Annotated in this window: 10 protein-coding genes; 7 read left to right on the top strand and 3 right to left on the bottom strand. The window is 69.1% G+C overall.

Annotation, left to right across the window (positions count from 1 at the left end; all coding sequences use genetic code 11):
* Nucleotides 1-33: 33 nt before the first annotated feature.
* Together AC0662_RS31775 and AC0662_RS31770 are read left to right on the top strand one after the other, a co-directional pair.
* Nucleotides 34-1440: a sensor histidine kinase gene (locus tag AC0662_RS31775; protein WP_478305253.1), complete on the top strand. Its 1407-nt coding sequence runs from the start codon at nt 34-36 to the stop codon at nt 1438-1440.
* Nucleotides 1437-2279, top strand: a complete 843-nt coding sequence (locus AC0662_RS31770) for an alpha/beta fold hydrolase (RefSeq protein ID WP_452193441.1) — start codon at nt 1437-1439, stop codon at nt 2277-2279. Before AC0662_RS31775 ends, AC0662_RS31770 begins: the two co-directional genes overlap by 4 nt.
* A gap of 28 nt (nt 2280-2307) precedes the next feature.
* Here the strand turns inward: AC0662_RS31770 and AC0662_RS31765 are convergent, their stop codons facing one another.
* Nucleotides 2308-3540, bottom strand: a complete 1233-nt coding sequence (locus AC0662_RS31765; RefSeq protein ID WP_478305251.1) for an aldose epimerase family protein — start codon at nt 3538-3540, stop codon at nt 2308-2310.
* 201 nt (nt 3541-3741) lie between these two features.
* On the opposite strand from AC0662_RS31765, the gene AC0662_RS31760 reads away from it, so the two are divergent.
* From AC0662_RS31760 to AC0662_RS31750, 3 genes are all read left to right on the top strand, one after another.
* The gene (locus AC0662_RS31760) at nt 3742-4341 is read left to right on the top strand and encodes an isochorismatase family protein (RefSeq protein ID WP_478305249.1); all 600 of its coding nucleotides are present in this window, start codon (nt 3742-3744) and stop codon (nt 4339-4341) included.
* A gap of 4 nt (nt 4342-4345) precedes the next feature.
* Complete coding sequence (locus AC0662_RS31755) at nt 4346-5263, top strand: GlxA family transcriptional regulator (protein WP_478305247.1); 918 nt, start codon at nt 4346-4348, stop codon at nt 5261-5263.
* 68 nt (nt 5264-5331) lie between these two features.
* Nucleotides 5332-6000, top strand: a complete 669-nt coding sequence (locus tag AC0662_RS31750) for a hypothetical protein (RefSeq protein ID WP_452193448.1) — start codon at nt 5332-5334, stop codon at nt 5998-6000.
* A gap of 48 nt (nt 6001-6048) precedes the next feature.
* Here AC0662_RS31750 and AC0662_RS31745 read toward each other — a convergent pair whose 3' ends face one another.
* Both AC0662_RS31745 and AC0662_RS31740 read right to left on the bottom strand, forming a co-directional pair.
* Entirely contained in the window at nt 6049-9222 is a 3174-nt protein-coding gene (locus AC0662_RS31745) for a glycoside hydrolase family 3 N-terminal domain-containing protein (RefSeq protein ID WP_478305244.1), read from the bottom strand.
* Nucleotides 9223-9320: 98 nt separating this feature from the next.
* On the bottom strand, nt 9321-9905 hold the full coding sequence (locus AC0662_RS31740; protein ID WP_452193452.1) for a hypothetical protein: 585 nt from the start codon (nt 9903-9905) through the stop codon (nt 9321-9323).
* A 258-nt stretch (nt 9906-10163) separates the two neighbouring features.
* Here AC0662_RS31740 and AC0662_RS31735 point away from each other — a divergent pair, with 258 nt between their 5' ends.
* The gene (locus AC0662_RS31735) at nt 10164-11126 is read left to right on the top strand and encodes an LLM class F420-dependent oxidoreductase (RefSeq protein WP_452193453.1); all 963 of its coding nucleotides are present in this window, start codon (nt 10164-10166) and stop codon (nt 11124-11126) included.
* Between the two features lie 156 nt (nt 11127-11282).
* Nucleotides 11283-14963: a S8 family serine peptidase gene (locus tag AC0662_RS31730; protein ID WP_478305242.1), complete on the top strand. Its 3681-nt coding sequence runs from the start codon at nt 11283-11285 to the stop codon at nt 14961-14963.
* The last annotated feature ends 55 nt before the right edge of the window (nt 14964-15018 follow it).

Raw genomic sequence — 15018 nt, 5'->3', positions numbered from 1 at the left:
CGAGCTCGCGGGCAGGCTGCGCATCCTGAGGGTGTGAAGGTTGCGGCGCGGTCTCTGAGTGTGCGGGTCGCGGCGGCGATGGTGGTGCTGGTCGCGGTGGTGAGTGTCGTGATCGGTGGGCTGACGACCGCCGCGATCAGCTCGTACCTGACCAGCCAGCTCGACGGCAAGGTGACCGCGGCGCAGGGCCGGGCGATCGGCGCGCTGCAGAACGGCGGGCCGCCGCCGGACTCGCCGCACGGGCAGGACGCCGGCACGGTGACGGTCTATGCGGGGTCGTCGACCGCGGTCGGCAAGGTGATCACTAACGACGGGAAGCTCGCCGATCTCTCCGACGCGGCGATCGGTGTGCTCGACGACCTGCCGACCGGTGCGAACAGGACCGTCACGCTGCCCGGGCTCGGGAAGTATCGCGTGCGTGCGACGAACATCGGCCAGATCGCCGTCGTCGCGGGTCTGCCGACGAAGGACATCCAGAACACGGTGAACAGTCTGATCGGCTGGGAAGCGTTGTTCGGCGGGATCGGCGTACTGACTGCCGGCGGTGTCGCGGTGTTCGTCGTACGGCGTCAGCTGCGGCCACTGCGGCGGGTCGCGCAGACCGCCCGTGAGGTGGCCGGTCTGCCGCTCGACACCGGCGAGATCGGGGTGACGGCCCGGGTGCCCGAGCAGCTGACCGACGAACGTACCGAGGTCGGTCAGGTCGCCGTCGCGCTGAACACGCTGCTGGGACACATGGAGGATGCGCTCGACGCGCGGCACCGCAGCGAGCAGCAGGTCCGGCAGTTCGTCGCCGACGCGTCGCACGAACTCCGGACGCCGCTCACCACGATCCACGGCTACGCGCAGCTGAGTCTGCACCAGCGCGATCCCGAGCTGTACACGCACGCGATGGGCAAGGTGATGATCGAGGCGACGCGGATGGCCTCGCTGGTCGAGGACCTGCTGCTGCTCGCCCGGCTGGACGCGGGCCGCCCGCTGGACAGCCGCCCGGTCGACCTGTCCCGGCTCGCCCGCGACTCGGTTGCCGATGCCGAGATCGTTGCCGCCAGCCACCATTGGGAGCTGGAGCTGCCGACCGAGCCGATCGTGGTGATCGGCGACGAGCAACGGCTGCACCAGGTCCTCACCAACCTGCTCACCAACGCCCGCCGCCACACGCCACCCGGCACCACCGTGACGGTGGCCGCTCGCATCGCCGACCGGTTCGCGGTCCTCACCATTCACGACGACGGACCCGGGATCCCCGCCGAACTCCAGCCCGACGTGTTCCGCCGCTTCACCCGCGCGGACACCGCCCGTACCAGAACCAACGCGGGAACCGGCCTCGGTCTGTCCCTCGCCCAGTCGGTCGCCCACGCCCACGACGGCACCCTGACGGTCCTCTCCGCGCCGGGCAGCACCACTTTTACGCTGGCGTTGCCTAGGCTCGTCACGTGACTGTGGAAACAGACGTGCCGATGCCCGATGGGCGAACCCTGCACACCTACGACACCGGCGGCGACGGTTTCCCGGTCCTGTGGAACCACGGGACCCCGAACGTCGGCGCGCCACCCGAGCCGCTCTTCGCCGCGGCCGACCGGCTGGGGCTGCGCTGGGTCTCGTTCGATCGTCCTGGGTACGGCGGCTCCACGATGCACCGCGGACGCACGGTCGCCTCGGTCGCCACCGACGCGGCCGCGGTCGCGGACTCGCTCGGGATCGACCGGTTCGCGGTCGCCGGGTACTCCGGCGGCGGAACCTTCGCCCTCGGCACGGCGGCTGTCCTGGGCGACCGGGTCAGCGCAGCGCTCACGCTGGCCGCGATCGCGCCGTACGGCGCCGAGGGGCTGAGTTGGTTCGACGGGATGGTGCCGTCGTCGATCGCCGCACTCGCGAGCGCGGCCGCCGGGCCCGAGGTCCGCGAGGTGCTGCACAACTCCGGCTTCGACTACGACGCGGGATTCACCGACGACGACCTGGCGATGTTCGGCGGGCCGTGGGGCTGGCTCGGCAAGGTCGCGGGACCTGGCCTCGACGCCGGCCCGTACGGGCAGATCGACGACGACGCGGCGTACACCCGGCCGTGGGGTTGCGATCCGGGAGCGATCACCGCGCCGGTCCTGCTGCTGCACGGCACCGCGGACCGCATCATCCCGGTGAGCCACGGGCGATGGCTCGCGGAGAACTGCCCGACCGCGACGCTGCAGGAGTCTGCGGGCGCGTCCCACTTCACGATCGTCGAGCACGCCGAGCCGGCGCTGGAGTGGCTCGCGGCGACGTGCCGCCGTACCGGCTGAAGCCTGGGTACGGCGGCCCGCGCGGCTGCTACTTGGTGCCGAAGCTGTAGATGGTGGTCGACTTGTAGGTCTCGCCGGGGCGCAGCACCGTCGACGGGAAGTTGGCGTGGTTGGGCGAGTCGGGGAAGTGCTGGGTCTCGAAGGCGAACGCGTCGCCCTGCCGGTAGGCCTTGTTCCCGATGCCGAGGAAGGTGCCGTCGAGGAAGTTGCCGCTGTAGAACTGGACCCCCGGCTGGTCGGTGCGCACCTCGATGGTGCGGCCGTGGTCGGGCTCCCAGAAGCGGCCCGCCAGCCGGAGACCGTCGTGGTCCGGCTGGCCACCGATCACGAAGTTGTGGTCGTACCCACGGCCGTAGATCAGCTGCTGGTGGTCGCCGCGCAGCCGCTTGCCGATCGCGGTCGGCTTACCGAAGTCGAACGGCGTACCGGCCACCGGGGCGATCTCGCCGGTCGGGATCAGCGTCGCGTCGACCGGCGTGTACTTCGGCGCGTTCAGCTCGAGCACGTGATCGTAGATGGTGCCGTTGCCCTCGCCGAGCAGGTTGAAGTACACGTGGTTGGTCAGGTTGACGATGGTCGCCTTGCCCGCCACGGTCGCGTGGTAGTCGATCCGCAGGTTGTCGCGCTTGTCGAGCGTGTAGGTGACGGTGCTGGTGAGCTCACCGGGAAAGCCCATCTCGCCGTCCGGGCTGACGTAGGTGAACGCGACGCCGACCGCCTGGTCGGTCTGCACGACCTTCGCCTTCCAGACCTTCTTGTCGAAGCCGATGGTCCCGCCGTGCAACGCGTTCTCGCCGTTGTTGACCGGGATCTGGTACGCCGTCCCGTCCAGCGTGAACTTGCCCTTGGCGATCCGGTTGCCGTAGCGGCCGATGGTGGCGCCGAAGTACGGGCTGAGCGCCGCGTAGTCCGGCAGGTTGTCGAAGCCGAGGCTGATGTTCTCGGTGTGACCGCGCCGGTCCGGGGCCTCGACCCGCTGGATGGTGGCCCCCCAGGTCAGCATCGAGATCGTCACCGCGCCGTTGGTGAACGTGTAGACGTCCACCTGCTGACCGTCGGGCGTGGTGCCGAACTTGTCCTTGTGGATCTCCAGCTTGCCGTGGTGTGCACCCATGCCGGTCAACTTATCCGGCGTACCAGCGCCGGAACTGGTTTGGGTACTGGCGTCGGCGGTGCTGCTGAGAGCGCCCGCGGCGGCGGCACCGAGGCCCAATGCGCCGGCGGTCCGGAGGACCTGACGGCGGGGCAGATGATCGGGCATCGCAATCCCCTCAATCGTTGTAGAGACGGACCTTCGCACGATAAGCGCGCCAGACCAGTGTTTGGAACAGTTCGGAACGGTGTGAATTCGTCCGATCTCTCCGGGGTTCACACAGGGTCTTCTAGATGGTGACCAGATCGGTCCGCTCTACGCCCCGATCGAGTCTTCAGTGGTACGCCGTTTGCGAGGCACGATGAGGTCATGAGCCGAACCGCACTGATCGTGATCGACGTCCAGGAATCGTTCCGGGTCCGCCCGAACTGGCAGCTGGTGAACCACCCCGACATCGCCGAGCGGGTCGACCGCCTGGTGCGTGCGACGCGCGCGAACGGCGACCTCGTGTTCTGGGTGCTGCACACCGAGCCGGGGACAGATGGCGCCTTCGATCCGGCCGAGGGTCACGTCCGACTGATCGACGGACTGGAGCCGTTGGCCGGCGAGCCGATCCTCACCAAGACGTCGCACAACGCCTTCACCACAACGAATCTGCACCAGTTGCTGACGCAGCAGGGCGTCGACCAGATCGTTGTCTGCGGCATCCGTACCGAGCAGTGCTGCGAGACCACGGCCCGGGTCGGCTCCGACCTCGGGTACGACGTCGTGTTCGTCACCGAGGCGACCGCGACGATGGCGCTCGCACACTGGACGATCCGCGAGGAGGCGAGCGTCGAGGAGATCCTGGCCGACCCGCGGACCCTCACGGCGGAGCAGGTCGCCGAGCGGACGGAGTACGTGCTGGCGGGTCGGTTCGCCACGATCCGGACCCTGGACGAGCTGACCGGCGTACCCGTGTCATCCTGACCGGATGCGCCCTACTCGTGTGGTCTTCGTACTGGTGCCGAAGGTGCATTTGCTGGATTTGGCCGGGCCCGCCCAGGTGTTCACCACGGCGAATGACCTGGGGTATGCGTATTCCGTCAGTTATGTGGCCGAATCCGAGGAGGTCATGACGGCTCAGGGGGTGCCGTTGCGGACCCAGATCGAGTGGCCCGAGGTCGGTCCGGAGGACCTGATCCTGGTCCCGGGCTGGCGGTCCCCACGGTTGTCGCCGGTGCCGCCGATCGGACCTGGGCTGCGGCAGCGCCTGCGGGCACATCACGCCGGCGGTGGGTCGGTAGCGAGCGTTTGTTCCGGGGCGGACGCGCTCGGCTGGGCGGGTCTGCTCGACGGCCGGCGCTTCACCACCCACCACGATCTGACCGAGGAACTGGCTGCCCGGTACCCGCGAGCGAACATCGTGCGCGACGTCCTGTACGTCGAGGACGACCGGATCATCACGTCCGCCGGGATCGCCAGCGGGATCGATCTCGCACTCCACCTCGTCGCCATCGCCCGCGGCGCCGAGGCCGCCGCCCGAGTCGCCCGCGAAATGGTCGTCTACGCCCGCCGCAACGGCGACGAACTCCAGGACTCCGCGATGCTGCGGCATCGCGGCCATCTGAGCGACGTGGTGCACCGCGTCCAGGACGTCATCGATTCCCGGTACGCCGACAAGCTGCCACTCGCCGATCTGGCCGGTCAGGTCGGCGTCAGCGAGCGCACCCTGACCCGCGTCTTCAGCACCGCGACGGGTCTCACGCCGTTGCGCTACCAACAGGTCCTTCGCCTCGAACGCGCCGAACACCTGATCGGGCATGGCGCGACGGTCGAGTCGGCCGCGCGCAGGGTGGGCTTCGAAGACGCCCGGATGCTCCGCAGGCTGCGCTCCCGCCCAACTGTCTAGACCAGTACGAACTTTTTTCGAGAACCCCGCGTCTACTCGTGCACAACCACGAACGAGGGGGACGCACGATGAAGGTTGCTGGGGGCAAGTTGCGGGCGCTGGTCGCGGCCGGGGTGGCCGTTGGAGCGGCTGCCGCGGGGGTCGGCGTGGTGGGGATGCAAGGAGCGGATGCCGCGACGTCGAGCAGCGCGGCGGTGACCTCGCTGAGCCGGACGCAGCTGCTGACGGTCGGCGAGGTGAAGAAGGCGGACGCGCGACGGAACTGGTTCCGGCAGGTTGACAGGGGAATCCTGCCCAGGACGTACTGCGGTCCGGCGTCTACCGAGGGCAAGCACGTGTCGGCGCGGATGGCGCGCGGGTTCACCGACGAGATGGACGCGTACGGCGCGCAGTACGTCAGCCAGTACGCGAACGCGGCCACCGCGCGGGCGGCGTACAACTCGGTCATCGCGACGCTGAAGAGCTGCACGTACAGCAAGCCGGCGCCGACGCATGCCCGCAAGATCACCGAGAACCGGATGGTGAAGGGTGCCTCCGGCGACCGCACCCAGGTGATCCGCTGGTACGACTACCCGAAGCCCAATGACCCGGGCAGCGAGGCCGGCGGCTTCCCGTACGCCGTCACGCTGAAGGGCCGGAACGTCTCGGTGCTGGCGTTCAGCGAGATGGGGCCGGGCGTGCCCGCGCCGAACTTCGACAAGCTCGCGCGGCAGGCAGCGGCCAAGGTCAGCCGCTGAGCGGGAGGTGACAGCCGGGGCTCCGGCCGCCACCGTTCGTTTCGCATGTCAGGGCAGCTTCGACGCCGCGGTCAGTTTGGTGATCGCGGCGCTCGGCTGTCCGCTGAGGAGGGCATGATCAGCGTCCGAGATCAGCTTGGACGCCGGCTCGGTGAGGTTCTGCCCGATGTGGTTCTGCGCGATCCAGCGAGCGACCCCGACGACCGCATCGTCCTCGCCGAACGTATCGGCCTTCGTGCGCTCGAGGAGCTTGGCCGACTGGGCCGCCGCGGCGAGGGCGATCGGTGCCTGCGGACCCGACCAGTCGCGAACCTGCAGTGCGGCACTCGCCGCGACCCCGGCGGCCACGGCGTACGGATCGTGCTTGCGCAGCAGGGTGTCGCGCGCCGCCATCAGCGCCTGCCGGGCGGCTGCTTGCGTGCTGAGACCCCAACCGAACGGGTACTGCGGGTTGTAGTTGGCGTCACCAACGTTCAGCGGCTGCTGGTCCTCCGCTCCCGGCCAGCTGACCGGGAGCCGGCCGGAGAAGGGCCGCTTGCCGAACAGTACGTCGGCGACGCCGGCGCCCTCGGTGCCGGGCAACCACGACGCCACCAGCGCGTTGATCTCGCCGAGCTGGTCCGCGATCACCTGCGGGCGTCCGGAGATGATGAGGACGACGCACTTCATCGCGCCGCAGACCTTGTCCACCGCAGGCTGGTCGGCGTCGGACAGTCGCAGGTCGTGACCGTTGCCGACGTCACCGATTCCTTCGGCGTACGGGCGTTCGCCGACCACGACGACGCCGACATCGTGCCCTGCCAGCGGAGCGGACGCATCGGCGCTGAACGTCGCAGAGGGGACGACCTGCTTGATGCCGTCGAGGATCGTCGTCCCGGTTGTGGTCGCACCCGAACCGCCCTGCCAGCTGATGCTCCAGCCACCCATCTGGTTGCCCAGGTCGTTCGCGTTGCTACCGGCGACGTACACCTTCGCGGTCGATGCCAGGGGCAACAGGTTGCCGTCGTTCTTCAGCAGGACCTGGGACTTCGCGGCAGCCTCCCGTCCGACGGCCCGGTGCGCGGCCGACCCGATCGTCGGGATGTTGGTGGTGTCGGCATACGGGTGCTCGAACAGGCCGAGCTTGAACTTCTCGGTCAGGATCCGCCGGACGGCGTCGTCGATCCTGGTCATCGGGATCCGGCCCGCGGTGACCTCGTCGGTCAGGCCCTGGGTGAAGCCCTGGTAGTTCGTCGGCACCATGATCATGTCCAGCCCGGCGTTGACCGAGGTCCGGATGTCGCTCGCGTAGTCACCGGGCAGCTGGTCGATCGCCTGCCAGTCGCTGATCACGAACCCGTCGAAGCCCATCCGCTGCTTCAGCACACCGTTGATCAACTCGCCGTTGCCGTGCATCTTCACCGGCGCCGCGCCGTCGATCGCCACACTGGAGTACGACGGCATCACGGTGCCGATCCCGAGGTCAACGGCGGTCTGGAACGGCGCCAGGTGCAGGGTTTCCAGCTGCTCCCGGGTGACCTGGGTGATGCCCTGATCGATCTTGTACGAACCGGTCGTCGAGGTTCCGTACGTCGTACCGCCGTCGCCGACGAAGTGTTTCGCGGTCGCCAGCACGTGGTTGTTGCTTGCGAGCTGGCTGCCGTCCGCCTTGCCTTGCAGTCCGGTGATCACGGTCGCCATCGACTGCACGAGCGCCGGATCCTCGCCGTACCCCTCGTAGGCGCGTCCCCAGCGGTCGTCGCGGACCACGCACGCGCACGGCGCGAAGTCCCACGGGATGCCGGTCGCGCGCACCTCGGTCGCGGTCACTTCACCGGTCCGCCGGGCCAGGTCCGGATCGCGGGTGGCGCCGATCGCGATGTTGTGCGGCAGGATCGTCGCGCCGACCACGTTGTTGTGGCCGTGCACCGCGTCGACGCCGTAGATCAACGGGATCTGCAGCCGGGTCGCCTGCGCGTTGAGCTGGAAGCCGTCGATCATCGCCGCCCACGCCGCTGGGGTGTTCGGCGTCGGCACCGACCCGCCGCCGGACAGCAACGAGCCGAGCGCGTACGACGCGATGTCGGAACGGGAGCGCAGCGCGTTCCGTTCCGCCTGCGTCATCTGGCCGACCTTTTCCGCCAGGTTCATCCGGGCGAGCAGGTCGTCGACGCGTTTCCGGAGCGGCAGTTTCGGGTTCAGGTACGGCAGGGCGTGGGCGTCGATGACCACGACGGGCTGGGTCTGCGGCGGCTTCGCGCCGGTGACGGTGAGCTCCAGCGGAATGGTTTCCGCAGTTTCCGCGGAACGGTCTTTCCGGGTCGTGACGGAAACTCTCTGCGCGGTTCCGGAAACTGTTCCGGCCGGGAACGTCAGTGTTCCGGAAACGGGCGTGTAGTCGTCGGCGCCGGCCGTTCCGTTCCCGGTCCGGTAGTCGACGGTCACCGGCGCCTCGAGCGGCGCGCCGTCGGTGGTCGCCACGGAAACCTTCACCTGCGCCGTTCCGCCCTCCGGGACCGGATACACGCCGGCGTCGGTCAGCACGCTCGCCTTCAGCGCCGGGTCGGCCTTGCCGTAGACCTCGACCTGGTCGATCGCGAACTCACCCGGCGACCCGACCGGCATCGTGAACGCGTACCCCCACATGTGCGTCAGGTTCAGCACCTGGTCGATCCCGCCCACCGGCTGGTAGTCGCCGCGGTACACGAGCTGGCTGAACGGGATCTCGACCAGATGCCAGCCCTGCCAGTCGTCGGTGAAGCTGGCGTTCCACAACTCGGAGGCCTCGGCGTTCGCGCCGCCGTCCTTGATCTCGAAGAAGATCCGCTTCCCCGACCCGGGCGGCAACGGCGCGGTGTTCTGCCCGTACCACCAGAACCGGATCCCCCTGTACGCCGACCAGTCGCCGGGGTTCACGTCGTACGTGATGTCGTGACTGAAACCGCCCCAGCCGCTGATGTCGTACGTCCCGTGCAGCACCTTGTCGCCGGCCGGAGCGTCGGCGCGGGTCTGCAGCTCCAGAGTCGGCGGGTCGTCGGCGTCGCTGCCCCAGGTGAAGATCCCCGGGTTCGGCGGCGCCGCGAACGGCTCCCCACCTTCGAACGCCGCGAGCGTGATCGGCGCCGGATCGTCGGCCGCCGCGGGCACTTCCGCGAGCAACCCCGCCAACAGGGCGGTCACCGCGACCGCGGCAGCCGTACCCCTCCGACGCTTCCGCAGCGCAGAACCGGTCCACCTGAGCATGGGCGACTCCTCACGGGACACAACACGGGGGACGGCCCGTGTTGCGCCTGACTCTCAGTCCTCCTCAGACCCGGGTCAAGAGCTCGCCGGTTCCGGAACTAGAGCGCTCTCACGGAGCCGTCCATCACCACCGGCCCCATGTACGGCCGCGGCCCGGCCCTGTACTCGGACCGGACCAGCTCCGGAGCGTCGATCGCGACCTCCCCCAGCGAGGTGTTCCGATGAGCCGCCACCCACTCGATCAAGGCGGCAGGCGCCGGGATGTCGCCGGTGAAATGCAGCAGGTTGAGGTACCAGATGTCGCGCCGCTCGGTTTCCCACCACGCGTCCGGCCCGAGCTCGGCGGTCAGCAGATCGCTGAAGCGGTCGGCGCTGCCGTCGAGCGACTCGGCGCAGGCCATCACCGTGCCCGGCGTGAGCGTGAGCCCGGTGACGCGAAACCCGACCGGCCAGCTGCTTCCGGCGGCCGCGCGGTCGAGGGCAGCGTGGTAGCGGGCGATCGTCGGATCGCTCGGCGGGATGACGTCACGCCGGGGCTCCAGAGCGCGGACGGTCAGGTGCGCCGAACCGAGCTGCCCGGTCTCCCAGTGGCCCGGACCCGCCAACTCGGCCGCCTCCCGCGTGACGGCGTCGAGAGTGCGCGCCAGCTCGGTCCCGGACGAGGGCCGCAGTACGACGCTCACCGGCCAGCGCCCACCGTCGCGCGGAAGCTCGTCGCGAGCGTGGGTTCCGGCGGTGATCCGCGGTACGGCGGTGCTGAACAGTTGGTCGAACTTCGTCGAGTCGATGATCCTGCCTCCTTGGCAGGTACGACGCGAACTCCGGTCACTTGGTTGGAGGTCCTGAACGCGGTGATTCAGAAGCAGTAGTGGTCCGATTGAGAACGAATTCAGTACTCGTAGTCATGGACCCTGGCCGTCCCGGCCGGAAAGGATGGGGGCATGACTACACGATTCGGCGTCTTCGTACCGCAGGGCTGGAAGATGGATCTGGCGCAGATCGCCGATCCGATCGAGCAGTGGGAGGCGATGACGGATGTCGCCAAGCGGGCCGACGAGCAGTCCTGGGACTCGATCTGGCTCTTCGACCACTTCCACACCGTGCCGGAGCCGAGTGACAACACCACCTTCGAGTGCTGGAGCGCGACCGCGGCGCTCGCCCGCGACACCCAGCGGGTGAACATCGGCCAGATGGTCGGCTGCAACGGGTACCGCAACCCCTCTCTGTACGCCAAGATCGCGTCCACCGTCGACGTCGCCAGCCACGGCCGCCTGTACGCCGGGATCGGCGCGGGCTGGTACGAGCACGAGTGGAAGGCGTACGGCTACGAGTGGACCGACATCCCGCAGCGGATGGCGGCGTTCCGGGAAGCGACCGAGATCATCTACAAGATGTGGACCGAGGACAAGCCGGTCTACAACGGCAAGTACTACTCGATCGACGCCCCGATCAACGAGCCGAAGGGTGTCCGCAAGCCGCACCCGAGCTTCTGGATCGGCGGTGGCGGCCCGAAGGTCACGCTGAAGCTGGTCGCGCAGTACGCCGACGCGGCGAACATCGGCGGCGGCAGCCCGGAGACCTTCAAGGAGAAGGCGGACATCCTCCGCGGTCACTGCCAGAAGGTCGGCCGGGACTACGACGAGATCATCAAGTCGACGAACTTCAACGTGTTCCCGATCGACAAGGGTGACGACCCGACCAAGGCGACCGAGAAGGCGCTCGGCCCGATGAACCGCGAGCGGTTCGACCGGGACAACCTGATCGGCACCGAGGACGAGATCGCGGACAAGGTCGAGGCGGTCCTCGAGGCCGGCGCCGACTACGTGATCTTCTACGTGCCGGGTGTCGCCTACGACCTCGACCTGCTGGAGCGTGTCGAGCGGGTCACCAAGCGCTTCGCCTGACCGCCTCTCCGGCCGCTGGGTGACCGGCGGCCGGACCTGACCATTACCGGTCATGGCGGGTGTACGTCAGCTCGATCGGTGGACCCGGGCTGACGGCAACTGTCAGGCTCCCGGCGACGGCCTCGCATGGGTCGGGGCGTCGGGAGGTGTCCACCTGTGTTGTCCCGAACGACCCGGACCGCGGCCGGCCTGCTGGCCGCGGTGGTCGCCGGTCCCCTGCTGCTGGCGACCACTACGGCCTCGGCCGGTCCACCTGACGGGCCGGCCGGTCCGACCGCAGCGATACCGAATCCGACGCCCGGTGCGAGCAGCAAGCGGATCACGCTCGTCACCGGCGACGTCGCCGAGCTGACCACCAGCTCCAACGGCCAGGTCTCGGCCCGCCTGCTCGACGACGAGCCGTACTACTTCGGCACCTTCGACGGCGACCTCACCCTGGTCCCGGCCGACGCGTACCCGCTGCTGTCCGCGGGGCGCCTCGACAAGCGGCTCTTCAACCTGACCGAGCTCGCGGCCCAGGGGTACGACGACGCGAGCAGCGACCAACTGCCGCTGCTGGTCACCGCGCCGGAAACTGCCCGCGGAATCCGGAGTACACCGAGTACGCCGGCCGCCGCGAGTTTCCGGCGTACCCTGCCGAGCGTCGGCAGCACGGCGGTCAGCGTCCGGAAATCCGATGCGGAAACTTTCTGGAACGGAATCAGCGGACCGACCACGTTCAAGTCCAGCCAGGTCGGCAAGATCTGGCTCGACGGCCGCACGCACGCCACCCTCGACCGCTCGACGCAGCAGATCGGCGCCCCGACCGCCTGGAAGGCCGGGTACGACGGGCACGGCGTCAAGGTGGCCGTCCTGGACACCGGGTACGACGCCGGTCACCCGGACCTCGCCAAGCAGGTCGTCGCGGCGCAGAGCTTCGTCCCCGACCAGGCGGTACAGGACCTGCACGGCCACGGCACCCACACCGCCTCGATCGTCGCCGGCCTCGGTACGGCGTCAGCCGGCAAGCGCAAGGGTGTGGCGCCGGGCGCCGAACTGCTGATCGGCAAGGTGCTCGACAACAGCGGCGGCGGGTACGACTCCGAGGCGATCGCCGGCATGGAGTGGGCGGTCCAGCAAGGCGCGAAGGTCGTCAGCATGAGCCTCGGCGGTCTGCCGTCCGACGGCACCGACCCGATGAGCGAGGCCGTCGACCGGCTGTCGAAGTCGAGCGGCGCCCTCTTCGTGATCGCGGCCGGCAACTCCGGCGCCGAGGAGACCGTCGGTGCTCCGGGCGCGGCGTCCGAGGCACTGACCGTCGGCGCCGTCGACCGGGACGACAGCCTGGCGAACTTCTCCAGCCGCGGTCCGCGTCTGGGCGACGGCGCGCTGAAGCCCGAGGTGACCGCGCCCGGCGTGGAGATCGCCGCCGCCCGGGCCGCCGGCACCGAGCAGGGCCACATCCTCGGTCAGTACTACACGCAGCTGAGCGGCACCTCGATGGCCACGCCGCATGTGGCCGGCGCCGCCGCGATCCTCGCCCAGCGCCACCCCGACTGGACCGGCCCGCAGCTCAAGGCTGCGCTGGCCTCGACGGCCGTCCCGTCCGCGGGCGCCCGCACCGACCAGCAGGGCCTCGGCCGGATCGACATCCCGAACGCGCTCGACCCCAAGGTTCTCCCCGACACCGCCAACCTGTTCCTCGGCGACCTCTCCTGGACCGGGCCGACCACCCCCGCGCCGGTCACCCGTACGGTTGCCTACCGCAATAACTCGACCCGTCCGGTGACGCTGAACCTCTCCGTCGACGCGCAGTCCCCGGCGAAGGTGCAGGCCGGTGTCACGGTCAGCCCGGCCCGTCTCACCATTCCGGCCGGCGGTACGGCTTCCGCGACCGTGACCGTGGATCTCGCGAAGACCGAGCCTGCCAAGTACGCCGGCGTACTGACCGCACGCACCGGCAACACGTCGTACCGGACCGGCCTCGGGTTCGCGGCCGGTGGGCGACTGAACCAGGTGACCGTGAAGGCAATCGGCCGCGACGGCAAGCCGGCGACCGTCAAGACCGGCTCGAGCGGTGTGCAGTTGTGGAACCAGGACACCGGCGACGTCAAGGCGATCGCCTTCGACGACACCGGCAGCCGGACCCTCGACGTGCCGACCGGGCGTTACAGCGTGATGGCGTTCGCGATGGGCGGCGACGAAGCAGACTGGACGAACTCGATCACCTTGCTCGGCGAACCGGACGCCTGGATCGACGGTGACCGGACGTTTGTCTTCGACGCCCGCAAGGCACACAAGGTCACGGTCACGACACCGCAGCGGGCTGACCCGGAGAGCGTCAAGATCGCCTGGCACCGCAAGGTCGGCAGCCGGGATGCGGTGTCCGGCTGGGCGTTCGACGGCGGGGTGGCCGGCGGTGTCTACGCACAGAGCTTCGAAAAGGTTGCCAAAGGCACCTTCCAGGTCGTGCAGCGGTGGGACCTCGCCCAGCCGAAGCTGACCGTCGACGTCAACGGCACCGGCAGCAGCTTCCGGCTGCCGACGCTGCGCGAGGGCGACCAACGGACCGTGTACGTCGGGTCCGAACAACTGCAGCTCGTGGACGGCGGCGACGGCACGGCGGCCGAGCTGACCGGGGCCAAGGGCAAGGTGGCGCTGATCCGGTTCCGGGCGCAGGACTTGACCGCCGAGCAGGTCCTGGCGGCGAAGGACGCCGGAGCCAAGGCGGTCCTGATGTACAACGAGGAACCCGGGTTCTGGTCGACTCTCGCCTGGGAGGGCATTCCCTTCTACTTGGTGAGAGCGCCGCAGGGTAAGCAACTGCTCGACCTGCTCGCCAAAGGCCCGGTGACTCTGAAGCTGAACGGCCTGCTGGACAGCACCTACCGGTACGACCTGGTGGTGGCGCCTTCCACGGTTCATGGGCCGTTGACGTACGACGTCGCGAAGCTGCACCCGGCCGAAGTAACGATGACGTACCACCGCAACGACACGTGGTTCCTGCACCGCGAACAGCGGATCGCCCACCTGCCCGGGGTCGCAACTGGACTGGGTGCCTCGCGCGAGGTGACCGGGCCGGTCACCCGAACCGATTATCTGGTCACCGATGTGAAGGGCGTGACCTGGGACGAGAGTCTGGTTGCGGGGGAGTGGAACGAGAGTGGGTTCGAGTCCACCATCCCGCGGGCCTACCGACCGGGCGAGCAGGTCTCGCGGGGCTGGTGGGAGTCGTTGACGCGTCCCGCCGTACCGGGGTTGTCGGCCGCGGCCGGGGACGAGGCGCAGGGGTGGCCGCCGGCGCGGTTCGAGAACACGCTGCGGATCGCGATCCCGCAGTACGTCAGCGGGGACCGGAGCGTCTTCGGCTGGGGTGACCGCGGGGACGTGACGAGCATGAAGCTGAGCAGCAACGGTGTGGAGCTGGGCAGCAAGAATTGGTCGGTCGCACAGTTCGTGGTGCCGGCGCGGGCCGCGTGGTACGACCTGACGCTGGACCAGAAGCGCGGGCCGGCGAGCTGGGCGAAGACGTCCACCTCGACGCACACGCAATGGCATTTCCTGTCCGTTCCGTCCAAGAGCCGGGCGGTGCTGCCGCTCGTGCAGGTCGACTACAAGCACACGAACGGCGTGCTCGAGCTGACGCCGCACTACCAGCCGGGCGTCCGTGGTGCGGAACTTTTCCGTACGACGGCGGAAATCTCCTTCGACGGAAAGACCTGGCAGAAACTGGCGCTGCGCGGAATCGGGACTTTCCGGGCGCAGGTTCCGGCGGGTTCCTACCCGAGCATCCGGGTGACCGCGACCGACCTGATCGGGAACAGCATCACCCAGACGATCGATCGCGCCTGGAGCTGAGCCGCACCTGAACGTCAAGAGGGCGACGCCACGAAGCCGGGGGGAGGTGCTCCGT

This window comes from Kribbella sp. NPDC043289, assembly GCF_056436705.1.
The sequence above is the reverse complement of the archived record's forward strand: the minus strand, read 5'-3'. Positions and strand labels throughout refer to the sequence as shown.